Origin of the sequence: Fictibacillus halophilus, from assembly GCF_042680145.1 — a bacterium.
Classification (GTDB): Bacteria; Bacillota; Bacilli; order Bacillales; family Fictibacillaceae; genus Fictibacillus; species Fictibacillus halophilus_A.
The window spans coordinates 1904817-1924642 of the sequence record NZ_JBHTNQ010000001.1; the positions used below are offsets into that span (position 1 = coordinate 1904817).

General features: G+C 38.9%; 20 protein-coding genes. 4 read left to right on the forward strand and 16 right to left on the reverse strand.

The genetic code is table 11. From position 1 onward, the window contains the following. Nucleotides 1-140 precede the first annotated feature (140 nt). Nucleotides 141-1400, forward strand: coding sequence for an NCS2 family permease (locus ACFQ4X_RS09890; protein WP_379834800.1), 1260 nt, complete (start codon nt 141-143; stop codon nt 1398-1400). Between the two features lie 98 nt (nt 1401-1498). Next, nucleotides 1499-1759 (forward strand): DUF2624 family protein, encoded by a 261-nt coding sequence (locus tag ACFQ4X_RS09895; protein ID WP_379834802.1) that lies wholly within the window; start codon nt 1499-1501, stop codon nt 1757-1759. Nucleotides 1760-2218: 459 nt separating this feature from the next. Here the strand turns inward: ACFQ4X_RS09895 and ACFQ4X_RS09900 are convergent, their stop codons facing one another. Further along, nucleotides 2219-3112, reverse strand: coding sequence for a deoxyribonuclease IV (locus tag ACFQ4X_RS09900; RefSeq protein WP_379834804.1), 894 nt, complete (start codon nt 3110-3112; stop codon nt 2219-2221). A gap of 29 nt (nt 3113-3141) precedes the next feature. Further along, nucleotides 3142-4425 carry a DEAD/DEAH box helicase gene (locus ACFQ4X_RS09905; RefSeq protein WP_379834805.1) on the reverse strand — a complete coding sequence of 428 codons (1284 nt, stop codon included), beginning with the start codon at nt 4423-4425 and terminating at the stop codon, nt 3142-3144. Nucleotides 4426-4604: 179 nt separating this feature from the next. On the opposite strand from ACFQ4X_RS09905, the gene vrrA reads away from it, so the two are divergent. After that, a complete protein-coding gene (gene vrrA, locus ACFQ4X_RS09910; protein ID WP_379834807.1) occupies nt 4605-5207 on the forward strand; it encodes a VrrA/YqfQ family protein in 603 nt (200 codons plus the stop codon). Nucleotides 5208-5324: 117 nt separating this feature from the next. Beyond that, nucleotides 5325-6269, forward strand: coding sequence for a 4-hydroxy-3-methylbut-2-enyl diphosphate reductase (locus ACFQ4X_RS09915; RefSeq protein WP_379834809.1), 945 nt, complete (start codon nt 5325-5327; stop codon nt 6267-6269). Between the two features lie 324 nt (nt 6270-6593). Here ACFQ4X_RS09915 and ACFQ4X_RS09920 read toward each other — a convergent pair whose 3' ends face one another. The 14 genes from ACFQ4X_RS09920 to ACFQ4X_RS09985 all read right to left on the reverse strand — a co-directional run bounded on the left by ACFQ4X_RS09920 (nt 6594) and on the right by ACFQ4X_RS09985 (nt 19817). Next, a complete protein-coding gene (locus tag ACFQ4X_RS09920; protein WP_379834810.1) occupies nt 6594-7715 on the reverse strand; it encodes a Nif3-like dinuclear metal center hexameric protein in 1122 nt (373 codons plus the stop codon). Further along, entirely contained in the window at nt 7712-8416 is a 705-nt protein-coding gene (locus ACFQ4X_RS09925) for a tRNA (adenine(22)-N(1))-methyltransferase (protein WP_379834812.1), read from the reverse strand. The genes ACFQ4X_RS09920 and ACFQ4X_RS09925 overlap by 4 nt, the downstream gene beginning before the upstream one ends. Before the next feature lie 113 nt (nt 8417-8529). Then, complete coding sequence (gene cccA, locus ACFQ4X_RS09930) at nt 8530-8874, reverse strand: cytochrome c550 (protein ID WP_066291035.1); 345 nt, start codon at nt 8872-8874, stop codon at nt 8530-8532. Between the two features lie 300 nt (nt 8875-9174). Then, nucleotides 9175-10791: an AMP-binding protein gene (locus tag ACFQ4X_RS09935; protein ID WP_379834814.1), complete on the reverse strand. Its 1617-nt coding sequence runs from the start codon at nt 10789-10791 to the stop codon at nt 9175-9177. 30 nt (nt 10792-10821) lie between these two features. Next, a complete protein-coding gene (locus tag ACFQ4X_RS09940) occupies nt 10822-11961 on the reverse strand; it encodes an acyl-CoA dehydrogenase family protein (protein WP_379834816.1) in 1140 nt (379 codons plus the stop codon). Between the two features lie 252 nt (nt 11962-12213). Then, nucleotides 12214-13344 carry an RNA polymerase sigma factor RpoD gene (gene rpoD / locus ACFQ4X_RS09945; RefSeq protein WP_066291044.1) on the reverse strand — a complete coding sequence of 377 codons (1131 nt, stop codon included), beginning with the start codon at nt 13342-13344 and terminating at the stop codon, nt 12214-12216. Between the two features lie 42 nt (nt 13345-13386). Next, complete coding sequence (gene dnaG / locus ACFQ4X_RS09950) at nt 13387-15195, reverse strand: DNA primase (protein WP_379834818.1); 1809 nt, start codon at nt 15193-15195, stop codon at nt 13387-13389. 58 nt (nt 15196-15253) lie between these two features. Further along, nucleotides 15254-15721 (reverse strand): YaiI/YqxD family protein, encoded by a 468-nt coding sequence (locus ACFQ4X_RS09955; RefSeq protein WP_379834820.1) that lies wholly within the window; start codon nt 15719-15721, stop codon nt 15254-15256. A 187-nt stretch (nt 15722-15908) separates the two neighbouring features. Further along, nucleotides 15909-16724 (reverse strand): pyruvate, water dikinase regulatory protein, encoded by an 816-nt coding sequence (locus tag ACFQ4X_RS09960; protein WP_379834821.1) that lies wholly within the window; start codon nt 16722-16724, stop codon nt 15909-15911. Between the two features lie 17 nt (nt 16725-16741). After that, nucleotides 16742-17389: a helix-turn-helix transcriptional regulator gene (locus ACFQ4X_RS09965; protein WP_066291053.1), complete on the reverse strand. Its 648-nt coding sequence runs from the start codon at nt 17387-17389 to the stop codon at nt 16742-16744. Nucleotides 17390-17491: 102 nt separating this feature from the next. Beyond that, a complete protein-coding gene (gene recO, locus ACFQ4X_RS09970) occupies nt 17492-18235 on the reverse strand; it encodes a DNA repair protein RecO (protein ID WP_379834823.1) in 744 nt (247 codons plus the stop codon). Between the two features lie 40 nt (nt 18236-18275). After that, on the reverse strand, nt 18276-18419 hold the full coding sequence (locus tag ACFQ4X_RS09975) for a YqzL family protein (RefSeq protein ID WP_379834825.1): 144 nt from the start codon (nt 18417-18419) through the stop codon (nt 18276-18278). Between the two features lie 98 nt (nt 18420-18517). Further along, on the reverse strand, nt 18518-19426 hold the full coding sequence (gene era / locus ACFQ4X_RS09980; protein ID WP_379834826.1) for a GTPase Era: 909 nt from the start codon (nt 19424-19426) through the stop codon (nt 18518-18520). Continuing rightward, complete coding sequence (locus ACFQ4X_RS09985; RefSeq protein WP_379834828.1) at nt 19419-19817, reverse strand: cytidine deaminase; 399 nt, start codon at nt 19815-19817, stop codon at nt 19419-19421. Before ACFQ4X_RS09985 ends, era begins: the two co-directional genes overlap by 8 nt. Nucleotides 19818-19826 lie beyond the last annotated feature (9 nt).

The following is a 19826-nucleotide window of genomic DNA, read 5'->3' on the forward strand; positions in this document are numbered from 1 at the left end:
TTAAGTCAAATTATATAGTGTGGACACAAAATTGTAAATGATTTTTTCTAGCCATATTTCTACATTTGCTATATAATCATCTCTGGCAGGCAACTGCTGGGTGGGAGAGGGTTTGTTTTTAGTTTTTAAGAGAGGAATACATGAAACAAGATCAAGTTTCAATCAAAAAAGAAGTGCTCGCAGGTATAACATCATTTTTCACGATCGCTTATATAATTATTGTTAACCCATTAATTTTAGCCGATGCTGGAATGCCTTATGAAGGTGTTGTATTAGCGACAATTTTTACTTCTGTAGTTGGGTGTTTAATTATGGGGCTGTATGCAAATGCTCCTATAATTCTGACACCAGGTATGGGTGTGAACGCATTTTTCACCTATACGATTGTTCAAGGAATGAATTTAAGCTGGCAAGAAGCACTCGCCGCTGTTGTTTTATCAGGTATTTTATTTTTAATTGTTGCTTCTACCCCTTTAAAGGACATACTTTCCAAAAGTATCCCTCAATCTTTAAAGCATAGCATTACTGTAGGTATTGGTTTATTCTTGACGTTTATCGGACTTCAAAAAGGCGGTATTATTGAAGCAAGCTCTGCTACTTTTGTTAAATTAGGACATTTAGACCGTCCTGATGCTATTCTCACAATGGCTGGCCTGGCAATAACGCTTGCTTTGTTCTTAAAAAATGTTAAAGGAAGTTTCCTGATTGGTATTGCTTTAACAACTTTGATTGGTTTCATGATGGGACATACTCAAGAAGTTAAAAGAATGTCTGAAGGATTTTCATTCAAGCCTTTTGGTGAATTGCTGTTCGCTTTTGATTTCTCTGGAATTACTGAATTATCTTTCTGGATCGCTACCTTTTCACTCACCATGATCATTACTTTTGAAAATATGGGATTGTTATACGGATTGCTGCCAGACCAGAAAAAGTTTCCTAAAGCGTTTCAAGCCAATGCTGCCTCTTCTATCGTATCTGGATTATTTGGTACAAGTCCAACTATTTCGACGGTAGAAAGTGCATCTGGAATAACGGAAGGCGGAAGAACTGGAATAACAAGCATTACGGTTGCTGTCTTATTTATTGGATCCATTTTTGCAGCTCCATTCATTGCTTATATTCCCGATGGTGCCATTGCGCCGGTTTTAATCATAATTGGCGGCCTTATGGTTCAGCAGATTCAACATATTCCATTAGCGGACTTCACTGAAATGTTTCCATCATTTTTAATTATTGCTTTGATTCCTTTAACATACAGTATAGTTGATGGTCTTGCTTTTGGATTTATTGCCTATCCTTTGATTAAATGGATGTCTGGCCAGAAAAAGCAAGTTCCCGCTACAATGTATGTAATAGCGTTCTTATTTTTTATGAACTTTGTACTTCACACCATTATTTAAATAGTGAATTTTTAAGACTCTGGATATTTTCCAGAGTCTTTTTTAGCACTTTCTTCGCTCCTGGCTCATACAATGAAAAAGTCAGGAGGGAGTTCCTTATGAATCCAATTATTGTGCACTTTGTTAACCAAAAACTGAATACAATCAGTCCAAACGAATTAATATCTCTTGCAGCACAATATCAGCTTCCCATTTCACAAAGCGAAGGCGTTCAAATCGTAAACATATTACGCCGGCAGACAATTGATATAAAAAATCTTAGTCAGCGTAAACAAATTATTGCAACGATCGCAAAAGAAGTCAGCCCTGAAAAAGCGAACTACATTCAGTACTTAATCCAGACATACATTGACAGATAAAAAAGACCGCACAGCTACAGCTGTGCGGTCTTTTTTATTACTTATTTCAAAAAGATTGTGCTTATGAACATTTTTTGTGGAGTAAGCTTCCATGACTAGTTGATTGGAACGGCATGTTCCAGACTCCAGCGGGAACAGAGTGACAGGTGAATCTCCTAATGACGCATGACGCCGAAGAGGCTCACCGCACGCCCCGCGGAAAGCGAACATCCTGTAACGGATATCAACTACTTTCAAAGGCAACCGAGAGATTACGAAAGGCTCTCGAAGAATTTCCGTAATCTTACTTCATTGCAGGTTGATTGGAGTGCAAGGTGCGAGACTCCAGCGGGATCAGTGGGACAGGTGAGACACCTAATGGCGCATAGCGCCCGAGGTGGCTCACCGCCCGCCCCGCGGAAAGCGAGCATCCTGGAGCGGAAATCAACCACATTCAAGAGCTACAAAGTTTACGTAAAGTTATAAAGCAAGAAGTTTGTTCTGAAGATCAGGATCAAACTCTTTTGCTTTAATCATCTCAATTTCTAATTGATAAGGTGGTTTCTTATTATTCTTATCTGTACCAACATATGGTGTTTCAAGGATTTTTGGAATATCCTTAAACGATTCATGATGGACAATATAACTTAAAGCATCAAAACCGATATGGCCAAATCCAATGTTTTCATGTCTGTCTTTTGATGCACCGCAAATATTTTTGCTGTCGTTAATATGGAAGACTTTAATCCGGTCCTTGCCGATAATTTTATCGAATTTATTTATTACCCCATCAAAATCGTTTTCGATATCATACCCTGCATCATGTGTATGACATGTATCGAAACAAATAGAAAGTTTCTCGTTAAGGGTAACCCCATCAATAATCTGTGCTAATTCTTCAAATGTTCTTCCGCATTCGGATCCTTTGCCTGCCATCGTTTCCAATGCGATTTGAACGTTTTGTTCTTTAGTTAACACTTCATTGAGACCTTCAATAATCTTTTTAATTCCAATTTCGGAGCCTTCCCCTACATGTGCACCCGGATGCAAAACAATCTGTCTTGCACCTAAGGCTTCTGTTCGTTCAATCTCTCTTCTTAAGAAGTCAACACCCAGTTCAAAAGTTTCAGGCTTTACTGCATTCCCTATATTAATAATATAAGGTGCATGAACGACAATATCAGCGATGCCGTTTTCAATCATGTGTTTCGTGCCAGCTTCGATATTAAGGTCTTCAATCTTTTTTCGTCTCGTGTTTTGAGGTGCTCCTGTATAGATCATGAAAGTGTTTGCACCATAAGAAACAGCCTCTTCACTGGCAGCTAAGAGCATTTTCTTGCCGCTCATTGAGACGTGTGAACCGATTTTAATCATACTTTCCCCTCTTCTCCACGAAAGAATCTCTATCTTTGATTTCTTCTTTTCTTTTTCATTAACTTTTTCTTTTGCTCATCCATCTTCTTTTTATAGCCCGGTTTAACTTTACGAGGTTTAGGTACATAAATACCATCCTGCTCCTTGGAAACTGTAGTCTTTTCTCTTTGCTTTACAGCTACCCACTCACCATTCTTATATTGTTCATACGTAAAACTGATTTTTTTCTCTTTCAGTTTTTGTACAGAATGCTGATCCGTTTGTTCAAACAGAGAGGCACAGATACCTGACATGCCTGCACGGCCAGTACGTCCGGCTCTATGGATATAAAAATCAAGATCCTTTGGAAACTCATAGTTAATAATGTGGCTGACACCTTTAATATCAATTCCCCGTGCAGCTAGGTCAGTTGCAACTAAGAATTGAAATTCAGCCTTTTGTACTCGCTTCATGATGTTCTTTCTCGTTCGAGGTGGTATATCACCATGTAAACGCTCTACGCTCAATCCTTCAGCAGCCATCGCATCTGCAATTTCATCTACTGTTTTTTTGGTGTTGGCAAAAATAATCGCAAAATACGGATTATAGTTCTTTGCAGTTTTAATCAGCATAGGAAGCTTATCATTATGTTTTGTCTGGATAAGAACATGCTTTATATCTTTAGCTGTAATATGCTGAGGTTCAACATGAACATGTTTTGGATTTTTCATGTATTTCTTCAAGAAAGGCTGCAGCTTCTCTGGCACTGTTGCTGAGAAAACCATCATCTGAAGTTCATTTGCCATGCGGGATGCGATCATATCAACATCTTCAATAAAGCCCATGTCCAGCATCTGGTCAGCCTCGTCTACTACGAGCATGTTTGCAGTATAAACAACTAGTTCTTGTGCGTTCACCAGGTCTTTAATCCGTCCTGGCGTACCTATAACAAGCTGAGGAACTGTCTTAAGCTTTTCTGCCATCCTTTTTCTATCGGTACCACCAACTATTGCTTTAGCTTTAATCTGTTTATCTTCAGGCATATGCTCTGAAATTTTCAAGAATTCATTATAGATCTGCTGTGCCAATTCACGTGTAGGTGCTGTAATTACAGCTTGAACCTCTTCTTTTTGGATATCGATCCTGTGCATTAACGGAAGCAAGAATGCAAATGTTTTCCCAGATCCAGTTTGGGATTGCCCGATCATGTCTTGTCCATTAATGATTCCTGGTATTACACGTTCTTGAATATCAGTTGGTTTTTCAAATCCAATACCACTTAATGCAGCTTGGAGCGATTCATTTATTTTTAACCGTTCAAACGGAGATTTCATACGCTCACCTTTTCTTTTTTCAAATATAAATCTATTCACTTTTAGTATTATAGAGTAAGTTTTGTATTTCCGCCAATCATCCTTGATTTTCGTTAAGAAAACAGGGATAAATATCACACATGTTTTCTTGAATTCATATTCTGTTTATGAGCGTATTATTTTGGAAAGGAGGGGGAATTATGCAGCCTTTTTACAGATACCCAACTCAGCCTCAGCATCCAATGCAGCCATTTCAGGTAAATCCTCATATGCAAAATATGAATGGCATGCATGAAATGCCGCGTCATGCAGGGTCTGTTGACCGTTTCTTAGGGACCATTGGCAGCGGAGGAAGTATAACTGGCGGAACAAGTATTTTCACGATGTTAAATAATGTCCAAAAGGTTTTAAAAGTTGCTGAAACTATGGGACCTATGATTAAACAGTATGGACCTGCAATGAGAAACCTGCCATCCATAATGTCAGCATTAAAAGACTTTCAAAGCGGTGGTTCTGAAACTAAAGCCGAGAACAGTGCTGAGGCAGACACCTCCAAGAAAGCGGATAAAAATGAAAAAAATGCTGAAGTGAATGAAAATACAGAACCAAAAAAGAAGGAAAAAAGAAAGAAAGATACAGAAGAAAAAGTAACTGTGTCAGGTCCAATATCCTCAAAAACTACTAAGCAGCCGCAAGCTCAAAAATTAAAAAAGGCACCGGCTAATACCAAATTAGTACCTGCAGCGCCAAAAACAAATATGCCTAAAGGTTATCACCTCTCAGGACCGAAGCTATACGTATAAGTATAGTGTTTGAGTTCTTATGTTCTCTCCTTTATAATAAAGGAATACAGAAGTAAATCTCCCAAGACAGCATAGACATCTGTGCTGTCTTTTATATGAATAAAGGAGAGGTCCAATATGGAAATTATTAAAATATCTCCCCGTGGATATTGTTATGGAGTCGTAGATGCTATGGTAATGGCTCGTCAGGCAGCAAACGATCCAACTCTGCCAAGACCCATTTATATTCTTGGTATGATTGTCCATAACAAACACGTAACAGATGCCTTTGAAGACGAAGGAATCATTACACTCGATGGAAACAATCGATTAGATATCATTCGTAACATTGAATCAGGAACGGTAATTTATACGGCGCACGGTGTCTCTCCAGAAGTCAGACGCATCGCTCACGAAAAAGGACTCTATGAAATAGATGCAACATGTCCGGATGTTACAAAAACGCATGACCTGATCAGAGAAAAAGAAAAAGAAGGCTATGAAATTATTTATATCGGCAAAAAAGGACACCCTGAGCCTGAAGGGGCAATAGGAATTGCACCTCATATCGTTCATCTTGTTGAAAATCAGGAAGACTTGGAATCATTAAATGTACAAAGTGAAAAAATCCTTATTACCAATCAAACAACTATGAGCCAATGGGATGTTGTAGATCTTATCAAACAGCTGTTAATTCGTTATCCTAAAGCTGAAGTGCATAAAGAAATCTGCTTAGCTACACAAGTCCGTCAAGAGGCAGTGGCAAATCAAGCTGGTGACTGTGACTTAGTTCTTGTAGTTGGTGACCCTCGAAGCAATAACTCTAATCGTCTCGCCCAAGTCTCAGAAGAAATTGCTGGGACAAAAGCTTATCGAATTTCTGATGTATCTGAGATTGATTTAGCGTGGTTAGAGGGAGTTGAAAAAGTTGGGGTTACGTCTGGTGCGTCTACGCCAACACCGATTACTAAAGAAGTCATCGATTTCCTTAAAAATTATGATGAAAACAATCAAGAAACTTGGAAAAAAGAACGCAAGGTTCAGTTAAACCGTATCCTTCCAAAAGTAAAAGAGAAAAAATAACAAAAAAGCAAAGCTGGTTTAATACAGCTTTGCTTTTTTACATAGCTTTATTCTGTGAAAACACTTCATTGACAAGTTGATAGGAGCGCAAGGTGCGAGACTCCTGCGTGCCAACCACCTGAATATACTTCTTGCGAGGCATGCGACGAGGAACACGCTTCGTCGGGATTTGCTTGTAGACGCAGGAGCACACAAACTTCCTTGAAGGTGAGACCCCGCAGGCGCTATGCGCTGAGGAGGCTCACCGCACGCCCCGCGGAAAGCGAGCATCCTGGAACGGAAATCAACTACTTCCACTATCAACAAAGTTGTGAAAACAGCCTTTTACATAAACGTAAAAGGCTCTGTTTGAATAGTGGATTCTATAACAACTGTATCGTACTTTCTCTCTGAAAGTTCCTTCTCAAGCACGATTTTTAGTTCTCTTTTCATTATTTCTTCAATATGATGACCAGCATCAATTATGGTCAGCCCCTCTGCTTGCGCATCATGAGCGTTATGGTAATAAATATCTCCCGTCACTAAAACATCTGCCCCTTTTCTGACAGCAGGATAAATGTATTTGTTGCCATCTCCGCCAACAACCGCGACTTTTTTTATAAGATGATTGTGCCCTTTAATCACCCGAACCCCCGAAATTCCAAAAACGTTTTTAACATGCTGAACAAATTCTTCAATTTTCATCTCTTTATTCAGCTTTCCGATCTTACCAATTCCAAGTTCGTTTCCTTTGTTTAGCAGCGGATAAAGATCAAAAGCTACTTCTTCGTATGGGTGAGCTTTTTTCATTGCTGATAAAACTGAATTCTGGATGGAAACCGGAAAAACAGATTCGATTTTCACTTCTTCTGTTCGCTCTAGTTTACCTTGCTCTCCAATGTATGGATTTGTACCTTCTAGCGGTGTAAAGGTCCCCCATCCGCTTGATGAAAAGCTACAATGACTGTAGTTTCCGATATGGCCTGCACCCGCATCGCCCAGAGCTTGTCTCACAGCTTCTTCATGTGACGATGGGACAAAAACGGAAAGCTTAACTAGTTGTTCTTCATGTGTAGGTGCTAACACCTCAGTTTGACTAAGTTCTAATCGCTCTGAGAGCCATTCGTTAACTCCTGAAGCTGTTACATCGAGGTTCGTATGAGCAGCATAAACTGTAATATCGTTCTTGATCAGCTTTTCAATTACTCTTCCTTTTGACGTACTGGTATCAATTTTCTTTAATGGTCTATACAGCAAGGGGTGATGAGCTATAATCAGATCTACTTCATTTTCAATTGCTTCATCTACTACATTTTCAAGAACATCCAGCGCTATCATTACTTTTTTGACCGGACGGTTTAATGACCCAACTTGCAATCCGATTGGGTCGCCTTCGACTGCCAGCTTTTTAGGTGCGAAGCCTTCTAAAAGTGAAATAACAAACTGTCCGTTTGTTGCTTTGCTCAATCGATCCACTCCTCTGCAAGATTGATATTGTCTAAAAGTTCTTTTCTTTTTGCTTCAGCAGCTGTCCCCTGGCTTTTTTCCATTTGGTCCAAAATTGCCTTCCATTGCTTGACTTCCCCAGCCCATTTTTCCTTAAACGCTTCATTTTGAACTTTTAATAAGAACGGGCCAAATAGCAGTTCCGCTTCGATATTATGATTCGAATAAGGCTGTTCACCAGACCGGTCTGCAACGAGAACTTCGTAAATTTTACCATCTTCTTTTATTATTTCTTCAGCAGAAAGAACCCAATTTTCTTTTAAAAGCCAATTTCTTACGGTCTTAGCCCCTACGTTTGGCTGCAGAATTAATCGTTTTGCACTCCCTAGTTTATCCTTTCCTTTCTCGAGGATAGAAGTAATAAGAGATCCGCCCATGCCGCAAATTGTTACAACTTCTGCTTCATTTTCTTTAAGAACGGAAAGTCCATCCCCTTTTCTTACTTCAATAATATCGGATAATCCATCTAGTACTACTTGCTCTTTTGCTGATAAATATGGACCTTCTGTAATCTCGCCCGCAATTCCTTTTTTGATCTTTTTTTTCAGACCTAAATAACAAGGCAGGTAGGCGTGATCTGATCCGATATCAGCAAGTACGGACCCCTGCAATACATAATTTGAGACTTTCTCAAGCCTTTGAGATAGTTTTTCAGAATTCATATTTTATCACCGCTTTAATTTTCGATAGTATAGTATTTGTTTTCCTCAGCATTTATTGCAAAGCTGAATGAAAAAAGCTTCTTGTCCAAAAAACAAGAAGCCCTTTTTTTATTTTATTTTTTTTCTGCGAGCCATTTCACTACTATTTTTGCTTCTTCACCTTTAACAACACCAGCAGGCATTCCACCAGGCTTACCATTTTTTACGATATCGGCAATCTCTTCTTCTGAGTATTTTCCGCCAATTTTATCAAGTGCCGGACCCGATGCGCCTTCAAGATTTTGCCCGTGGCATGAAGCACAGTTCTGTTTGAAAATAGCTTCAGGATCCATAGCAGCCTTTTCTTTATCCTGGCTTGCTTGATGAATCTTGTTGATACCATATCCGCCCATTGTTAGCATAAGAACAATTCCAATAACTCCTATAATGGCAAAAGGAATGAGTGGATTACGTTTCATTCAAATTCCTCCTTCTTCTGTACAGCACATTTGTTGTTTGTCTTCAAAACTTACTATGTATTGGTTAACAATCCATAACCTATTGTACTTTAAAAGCGTTTACTTGGGAAGGGCAAACTATATTTTTCCCAGTTTTGTCACAAGATATTACAGAAATTATAAAGAAAACTTCCCTGATGCAGTGTCCTATCCGTTAGCATTAGTTGGACTTATACTTTATCTCTATCATCTTTGCTTCGCCGTTGATCAATCACTTTGAAAATATACTCCCTAAAGTAAAAATAGCCACACAACTGGTGGCTATTCATGGGTTACAGATAGAGCCTCTAATGCTTGTTCTCTAAGTTTGTATTTTTGTATTTTTCCCGAAGCTGTCATCGGATACTCATCAACAAATAAAAAGTATTCAGGTATCTTAAAATTAGCTATTTGGCCTTTGCAGTAATTTTTCAGTTCATCAGATGATAGTGATTGACCTTCTTTTAACTGTATACAAGCAGCTACTTTTTCACCAAACTTTTTATCGGGTACTCCAATGACTTGCACATCTAAGATTGCAGGGTGAGAATAAAGAAATTCTTCAACTTCCCTTGGATAGACATTTTCTCCTCCCCGGATAATCATGTCTTTTAAGCGCCCGGTGATTCTGTAATAGCCATCTTTATCTACGGTGGCTAAATCCCCTGTATGCAGCCACCCATCACTGTCTATGGCTTCTTTCGTCGCTTCAGGCATTTTGTAATAACCTTTCATGACGTGATAGCCTCTTGTGCAAAGCTCACCTTGTTCACCTGCTTTTACTTCATCGTTAGAAATCGGGTTAACGATTTTTGCTTCTACTTGTGCATGCTTCTTACCTACAGTTTCTACTCTTCGTTCGATTGGATCATCCGTTCTTGTTTGTGTGATAACAGGAGAAGATTCAGTTTGACCATATGCAATTGTTATCTCACTCATACCCATTTTATTGATCACTTTCTTCATCACTTCTATCGGACAAGGCGACCCGGCCATTATTCCAGTTCTTAGTGTACTCAGATTATAAGTATCGAAGTCAGGGAGGTTCAGTTCTGCTATGAACATCGTAGGAACCCCATGCAATCCTGTACATTTTTCTTTTTCTACAGTCTCTAAAACTTCTTTTGGATCGAATTGAACGATAGGCACCATCGCTGCACCAACTGATACTGCTGCCATTGTTCCAAGAACACATCCAAAACAATGGAAGAACGGAACGGGTATACACAATCTGTCAGCATTTGTTAAATTCATGCTCTCAGCAATCTGGCGCGCGTTGTTCACTATGTTGTTATGTGTAAGCATTACACCTTTAGGAAATCCTGTTGTTCCAGAGGTATATTGCATATTTATAACGTCATCATAGTGAAGAGAGTCCTCTCTTTCCTTAAGCTCTTCATCAGAAATAGCTTCACCTGCCGCTAACATTTCCTGAAACGTATCGTAAGTTGAAGATTTAATATTATCGATTTGAACAAAATGTTTCAAATGCGGAAACTCTTTCATTCTTTCTTTAACAGAGTCAACCATTTTTCTGTAGGAAGTTGATCGGAATTCTTCTATAAAAAATAAAGCTTTTGTGTCAGATTGTTTTAGCAGGTAGTCCAGTTCTGCACTTTGATAATTTGTGTTCACCGTAACTAAAACAGCTCCAGCCCTTGCAGAACCAAATTGCAGTAGCAGCCATTCCGGAACATTTGTAGCCCACACAGCGATATGGTCACCTTTTTTGATTCCCATAGCCATTAAGCCTTTTGCAACTTTTGATGTTAATTCATAAAATTCTTGATAGGTGTAGCGAATTCCAAGTTTACTGTAAACAATGGCTTCTCGGGCCTTGTTCTTGTGCGCCTGTTTCTTTAAACACTCTCCAACAGTTACCTTCATTAACTCAGCCATAATTCACCCCATCATATACAATTATGAAAATCAGCAGCCAATCTCTCTCGCAATTACGATACGCTGAACCTCTGATGTTCCCTCTCCGATTTCAAGAAGCTTAGCATCTCTGAAATAGCGTTCAACATGATAATCTCTCATATATCCATTTCCGCCATGTATTTGTACCGATTCGGAACAAATCTGCATACAAGCTTCAGAAGCATATAATTTCGCCATAGATGCTTCTTTTGAAAACTTCTTACCTTGGTCTTTCAGCCATGCAGCTTTATACACCATCATTCTTGCCAGTTCAATTTTCATAGCCATATCAGCCAGCTTGAATTGAATCGCCTGAAACTTTGAGATCGATCTTCCAAACTGCTTGCGTTCCTTTGCATATGCCAGCGCCTTCTCATAGGCTGCTTGAGCAATTCCTACCGCCATAGCACCAATACCAATTCTTCCCCCATCAAGAGTTACCAGGAACTGTTTAAAGCCATCTCCGCGCTTTCCTAATAAGTTTTCTTCAGGTACTCTTACATCTTCCATAAAAAGTTCTGTAGTGTTAGAAGAATGAAGTCCCATTTTTTCGTAGTTGTCTATCACTTTAAAGCCTTTTGCATCCGTAGGAACGATAATCGCAGAGATTTCTTTATCACTGCCATTTCTATTAGTAATTGCCGTTAATGCCAAATGTTTCGCATAGCTTGCATTCGTTATATAGCACTTGCTTCCGTTAATTATCCATTCACCATTTTCCTGTACAGCTGTAGTTTCAGTACCTCCTGCATCAGATCCAGCGTTTGGCTCTGTCAGTCCGAATGCACCGAACGATTCACCTGTACAAATCGGTGTTAAATATTTTTCCTTTTGTTCATGTGTACCAAATAAATTTAAAGGTGCTCCCCCTAAAGAAACGTGTGCAGAATATGTAATACCTGTAGAGCCGCAAGCACGGCTTAATTCTTCAACAGCGATCGCAAAACTGATCGTATCAGCTCCGCCGCCGCCATATTCCTCAGGAAAAGGAAGTCCCATCATACCAAGCTTAGAAAGCTTTTGAAAAATCTCCACTGGGAACTCTTTATTTTTGTCCCTTGCCTCTGCACCCGGTGCTACCACTTCGTCAGCAAATTCCCGCATCATTTTCTGAATCATTAATTGCTCTTCTGTTAAAGTAAAATTCATGGCTGTTTCCCACCCTTTTAAAATTAATTTACTCTCTATTGTATACGCTTTCATATTTATTATAGATATAAAGGCTGAATTTTTACAAGATTTAAACGATTTTAAATTTAATAATTAGCAGAATACATAAGGAAATGTTAGTTATTGCGAGCAAAATGAAGTATTAATTGAGATTTTGGGGTGTTTGCATTGAAGTGGAATAATCAGTAAAATAAAATCAAATAAAAAAGCCTGCCATAAATGGCAAGCTTTCTATTCTAGAAAATCTTTTAAACGTTTGCTTCTGCTTGGATGGCGGAGCTTACGAAGTGCTTTTGCTTCGATCTGACGGATACGCTCACGCGTAACTCCGAAAACTTTACCTACTTCTTCAAGAGTGCGTGTGCGTCCATCATCTAGACCAAAACGAAGTCGAAGAACGTTTTCTTCACGGTCTGTAAGAGTGTCGAGAACATCCTCTAGCTGTTCTTTTAATAACTCATACGCCGCTGCTTCAGATGGAGCAAGTGCATCCTGATCTTCAATAAAATCACCTAAGTGGGAGTCATCTTCTTCACCAATTGGTGTTTCTAATGAAACTGGCTCTTGGGCAATCTTTAAGATTTCACGAACTTTTTCTGGTGTAAGTTCCATTTCTGCTCCAATTTCTTCAGGAGAAGGTTCTCGGCCTAAGTCTTGAAGAAGCTGGCGCTGAACACGGATTAATTTGTTGATTGTCTCAACCATATGAACTGGGATACGAATTGTACGAGCTTGGTCAGCGATTGCACGTGTGATAGCTTGTCTTATCCACCATGTTGCATACGTACTGAATTTAAACCCTTTATCGTAATCGAATTTTTCAACGGCTTTGATCAATCCCATGTTTCCTTCTTGGATCAGATCCAGAAACAGCATTCCGCGTCCGACATAACGTTTTGCAATACTTACAACCAGTCGCAAGTTTGCTTCTGCCAAACGGCGTTTTGCTTCTTCATCGCCATTTTCAATTCTTTTCGCGAGTTCAATTTCTTCATCTGCAGAAAGCAGGTCAACCCGGCCGATTTCTTTTAGGTACATACGTACTGGGTCATTAATTTTGACTCCTGGAGGAACACTAAGATCATTTAAATCAAATTCTTCCTCGTCTTTTTCCATTTCGAACTTTGGATCATCTTCATCATCTGAATCTTCTGAGGCTTCTGCTACCTCAACCCCTTGTTCTTCAAGATAATGATAGAATTCATCCATTTGATCTGAATCTTGTTCAAATGGAGCAAGTTTACCTGTGATTTCTGTATATGTCAGCCGTCCTCGCTTTTTACCGGCTTCAACTAATTGTTCTTTAACTTGATCGATGGTTAATTCGCCTTCCGTCCCTTGACGGTTTGGTTTCTCAGCCATTCGATCCCCTCCTTCCAAAACTTCAACCATCCTGCGTCCCGATTATTTTAGAGATCTTTTCATTCTCATAATTTCTTGGGCAATTTGGGCTGCCAGTTTTATTTCATTCCTTCTTATTGCGTTTTCCTGCTGTTTCTCTTTTTCTTGTATCTCCCGCAATAATGGATAGCTAGAAATAATTCGAATATAATCTGCAAGCTCAACTTCATTCATTTCATCACTGATCGTGAGCATTGCTAATTCTGATGCTAGTTTTCTTAATTTGTCATCGTCAATTCGCTGCATGAACAACCCTACATTGGGTTTATTTCCTTCTTCATAAAAGGCATACAAGTACGCAGCGATTGCATTATGTTCTTCTACATTAAAGCCCGTTTCAAGCTTTTCCTGAATTAGAAAAGCGGTTTCCTCGCTTTTAAGCATGTGAGCTAGAACAATTCTTTCAGCATTTAAATTTTTTGGCAATAAAGACTTCTGCAAAAGTGTTTGTATTCTAAAATTATTATCCCGCTTTTTTGGGCCGTTATCCTTTGACTTTTGCTGCTGCTTGAAAGTCTGTATTTGCTGCTGTTTTAATGCATCTAATGACAAATTAAACTCTGAAGCGATCTGACGGAGATAATGATCTCTTTCAACCGCTTTTGGAAGACGCGCTATTTCGCTGATAATCTCTTCGATATAGATCATCCGTTCTCCTTCATCACGAAGGTTTTTACCGCGTCTATAGTATTGTATTTTAAATGCCATAACTGTAAGACTAGCCCCTATTATATCCTTTTGGAATGATTCGCCTCCAAATTTGGAGATATAGTCATCGGGGTCCATTCCGTCTGGCATCTGCGAGATTTTAACTGTACAGCCTTGTTTCGTCAGTATTTCTGATGCACGAAAAGCGGCTTCAACACCTGCTCGGTCAGAATCATAACAGATTGTGACAGATTGAACATTTCTTCTCAATATTGCAGCATGATCCTCTGTTAATGAAGTACCTAGCGTCGCAACTCCATTTGTAACACCCGCTCTGAAAGCAGCAATGGTATCTACATAGCCTTCAAAAACAACAGCATGCTGTTTTTGTCTGATATCTGCTCTGGATAGGTTCAAAGCGTAGAGGGTTTTCCCTTTTTGAAAGATTTTTGATTCAGGGCTGTTTAAGTACTTCGGTTCATCGTTCCCATCTAAAACTCTTCCTCCAAAGGCAACAACAGTACCAGTACGGTCCCATATCGGGAACATGATTCTGTTTCGAAAACGGTCATAAGGTTTTCCATCTGATTGCCGCTTTCCGATCAACCCCGCTTTCTCAGCAAGAGTAATATCCAATTCCCGCTTTTGAATAAATTGCGAAGCGGTTTCCCATGAATCAGGAGCAAACCCTATTTGAAAGCGTTCGATAGACTCTCTTGTAAATCCTCTGTTTTCCAAATAGTCCAGTGCTGGTCTACCCTGCTTAGTATGGAGAAGGCAATGATGATACAGCTTAGCCAGCAACTCATGAATCTCAGCCATTTTTCTTTTTTCGTCAGTACTTTTTAAGGAGTAATTTTGCTGATGCATTTGAGGCAGTTCGATCGAACTCTTTTTCCCGAGTTGAGTTACGGCTTCAATGAATGAATATCCTTCGATATTCATTAAAAATGAAAAAACATTCCCGCCTGCTCCACATCCGAAACAGTGGTAGATTTGTTTTTCCGGTGATACAGAAAATGAAGGTGATTTCTCGCCATGAAATGGGCATAAACCAAAATAATTTCGTCCTTGCTTTTTTAAGGGAACATAATCACTTATCACATCTACAATATCGTTTGATGACCTGACTTTTTCAATTAAATCCTCTGGTATGCGTTCCATATTACCACCACAAAATCTCTGTTTCTATTGACACTAGATATATATTCGTGCCGCAAGTCTATTTTCCTTCAACATTCGACAGGATTTCACAAAAAACTGAACTGAATCTTTCTGCATCCTCCTTTGTGAATTTAGCAGGTCCTTTAGAATGTTTTCCTGAGCGCCTTGCTTTTGCAGACAGATAGCGTTCATGAAGCACTCTTTCCATTTCATTCTCTTGAAAATGTTTCCCTCTTGGGGTGATAACATAAACCCCTTTTGGGATAAGCAGACTCGCAAGAGCATGATCCTGGGTTACCACAATGTCATTTTTCTTAGAATGATTATGTATGTACATGTCAACTTCCTCTGGTCTGGCATCAACAAGAATCCAGCGTCCAGGTTGGTCTGTGTTGCTTGCATGTGCAAATGAAGTCACAAAAATAGGTTCGAACCAATACATTTTTGAATATTTATTAATCTCTTCTTTTATCATTACAGGACAAGCATCTGCATCTACGTATATATCCGCTTTGAATTTTTCCATATTTTTATGTTCTACTTTTCCATTGATTCTCCTTCATTTGCTGGCATTTACATAAAAATTGCATTCTGAATGTATCACTATTTTAGTCAAACTTTTTATTTTTAATCACAATGTAATATTATAATAAAAACGGAATGATTTTACCAGTAAAAAGATTGAAATTAAAAAAGCGCAGAAATTTGCGCTTTTATTTATAGGATTTCCCTTGAAAAAGATTGTATATAACGTTCGCTGATTCCTCAACAGCCTTATTTGATACCTCTACAACTCTGCATCCGATTCGGTCTACAATCTTATTAAAATAAACGAGTTCTTGTTTTATTCTTTCCATGTTTGCATAGTTTGCTTCTGAATTCAGCCCTAATGCTTTCAAGCGCTCTCTGCGAATATCATTTAACTTTTCCGGAGTTATTTTAAGCCCAAAACACTTATTTGGCGAAACTTTAAATAATTCTTCAGGCGGTTCTACTTCCGGAACAATAGGTACGTTAGCTACTTTTAGGCGCTTATGCGCAAGATATTGAGAGAGCGGTGTTTTTGAAGTTCTTGAAACACCAATTAGTACAACATCGGCTTTTAATATTCCCCGTGGATCTCTTCCGTCATCATACTTGACTGCAAATTCTATAGCTTCAACTTTTCTAAAGTATTCATCATCGAGTTTATGTACGACTCCAGGTTCATACCTCGGTACCTGATTAAGTCTGGATTGAAGCTGATTCATAATAGGTCCCATAATATCCACTGTTGGTATTCCGTTAGCAGCTGCCTGCTTAGCTACATATTCGCTGATTTCGGGAACAACCAAAGTATATGCAATGATTCCATTGTGATCCTTTGCTAAGGAAATGACTTCATCGATTGTTTCTTTGTCTTCTACGTAGGGAACCCTCTTTATCTCTATTCCGTTTGAATTAAATTGGCTCGCAGCCGCTTTTACAACCAGTTCTGCCGTTTCTCCAACTGAATCTGAAACGACATATACGATTGGACGTCCTGTCATATTGGCCTCCCCATTTATTAAAGTATTTCGTCGTGAGCAAGTTCCACAAAAGCCTTAGTAATATTGGTTTTAGTAATTCTTCCAACTACCTCTAGTCCGCTCTCATTCTGAGAACGTTTAACTACCGGAAGCCCGTCAATTTGCTTTTCGATCAGAATGTGGGCAATATCCAGCAGAAAGTCTTCTTTATAACAATACGTGATATTAGGCATTCTTGTCATGATAATATTTATAGGGATACTATTTATCTCTTGTTTTCCCATACTTGCCCTCAACAAATCTTTTCGTGAAGCAACTCCAGCAAGATGTCCGTTTTTATTAATAATGAACAGTGTTCCTACATCTTCTAAGAACATGGTACAGATTGCTTCGTATACTGTTGCAGAGTCTTGTACGACTACCGGCATAGAAGTAAATTCAGCTACTTTAATTTTCTTAACTTTTTCTGTCAGTAACTGTGAACCTGTTTTGCCCGTATAAAAATAGCCCACTCTCGGTCTGGCATCCAAGTAACCCGCCATCGTTAAAATTGCAAGATCTGGACGAAGTGTCGCCCGAGTTAAATCAAGCTGGTCAGCAATTTGTTCTCCTGTTATAGGTCCGTGATCCTTGACGATCTCAATAATCTTCTGCTGCCTTTTGTTTAGTTCGATTTTGTACACCACCTTTTGCTGCATCCAATGTGTTATACTTATTTTTCATTATTATAACTCATTAAGGAGAAAATGCGAACAAAAAAACTGTAAAGATAGTCTTCACAGTTGAATTCACGTTAAGTCATCAAGTTGTTTTAAAAATTTCTTTGATTTTATAAATACACCCGAATACTCTTCCATGTAGGCATCAAACAGCATTCTCAATTCTCTTTTTGTTTCCTTTTTTAATGATACGTTTCCAAGTCTCGCGAGATCGAGATGATAAAACATATTTAACAGCCGTGCAGTTCCTTTAGAGATATTCATTCTATAAGGATCTTTATAGGCACATCTTTCACAGAGAAAACCGCCTTCTCGAATCGAAAAAGAAAAATTCCCTTCAGCTGCATGACACGAGACGCATCTGCTTAGTTCTGGTACTATGCCGGCTGTTTTCATCATTTTCATCTCGAATAAAAAGGTAATAACCTCTGGATCAATTCCATGGTTGATATATTCTAAAGCCTGCTTCAGCCAGCCAAACAAGTCGGGTTTCATTTCTTCTTCGGATGTAAACCGATCAAGAAGCTCTGCCAAATAAGCTGCATAGGCAGTCTTAACCAAGTCTTCGCGTATATGCCTGAAGGAAGACAATGCTTCTCCTTGCTGCAAAGTTCCCAGTCCTCTTCCTCTTTGAAACACAAATATTCCGTATGTAAAAAGCTGCGTAATGGAGGTGAAGCGGCTTTTAGGCTTTTTCGCTCCTCTTGCCATTACGCCAATTTTTCCAAGTTCCTTTGTGTACAGAGTAATAATCGTATTTGATTCTCCATACGGAATGGTTTTTATGACTATTCCTTCCACTTTATATAGCAAGGTATATCACCACCCTCTCGTCAAGAAGGCACTTAGTTAATTAATGAAATGGAGGTTCCTCTAGAGACTCTTCATAAGGAATAACTGCTGATAATGCTGTTATTTCAAGGTCAAGTTCTTTGTATAACAAATAGGTATCAATATTGCCCGTTTCACAGAATACTTTCCAAGTAAATTCTTTCATGGTTTGGACACACCTTTCTATTTGTTTTTCTCCTGATATAACTAGGTTCACCTTAAACATTGTTTTCATGTGAAGGAAATATTAACAGTTTTTTACTATTAATAATCGTCCTCATTAAAGCCAAATTCAGCAAGCTGTTTCTGACGGTTTCTCCAGTCAGTTTGAACTTTTACATAGAGTTCCAAAAATACTCTTGATCCTAAAAGAGTTTCGATATCGGCTCTCGCTCTTTTTCCGACCTCTTTTAGCATTTTCCCTTGTTTCCCTATGATAATGCCTTTTTGAGATGATCGTTCAACAATTATAGTAGCATTTACAAACACAACGTTCTTCTCTTCCCGCACTTTCATTTCTTCAATTACCACAGCAACAGAATGAGGAATTTCCTCCCGTGTTAGATGCAGAACTTTCTCACGGATTAATTCTGCTGTAATAAATCGTTCAGGATGATCCGTTACTTGATCTTCCGGATAGAACTGCGGCCCTTCTTCCATATAAGAAACAATCTGATTCAATAATGTATCAACATTGTTTCCCTTTAAAGCGGAAATTGGAACAACTTCTGCAACATCTACCTTATTTCGATACATATCAATCAGCGGCAGCAAATCATCTGGATGGACTTTATCAATTTTGTTTACTACTAAAAAAACAGGGTTCTGCACATGCTGCAGTCTGTCTATGATAAATTGATCACCCCTGCCGTAGCCTTCCTCAGCATTGATTACAAAAAGAATAAGATCTACCTCGTTTAATGTCTGCTGTGCCGTTTTTGTCATAAAATCCCCAAGCTTATGCTTAGGCTTATGGATACCAGGCGTATCAATAAAAATTACTTGTGCTTCTTCTGTTGTATAGACAGCCTGAATTTTATTTCTAGTGGTCTGCGGCTTATCACTCATAATAGCGATTTTTTGTCCGATAACCTGATTTAACAAAGTGGATTTGCCTACATTTGGACGGCCAATTATGGTTACAAATCCTGATTTATACCCATCTTTAGTCATTTAAATCCTCCGGTGAAAAAGCACCTGGCAACAGGTCCTTAACCGCAATTTCCTGAACATCTCCATTCAGGTTTGTTAAGTAAACCGGCATGTCAGGAGGACATAATTCTGAAATAACCTGGCGGCATGCACCACAAGGCGGGACAGGGCGTTTTGTATCGGCAACGACAGCTATTGCACTGAATTTAATATCGCCTTCTGTATACGCTTTAAATAAAGCGGTTCTTTCAGCACAGCAAGTTAAGCTGTAAGCTGCATTCTCAATATTTGCACCATGATAAACTTTTCCTTCAGAAGAAAGCAATGCCGCACCTACCTTAAATTTTGAATAAGGTACATAAGCTCTTTCTCTTGCTTTCTTTGCTTGTTCCATTAATTGATCTTTGTTCATAATACATTT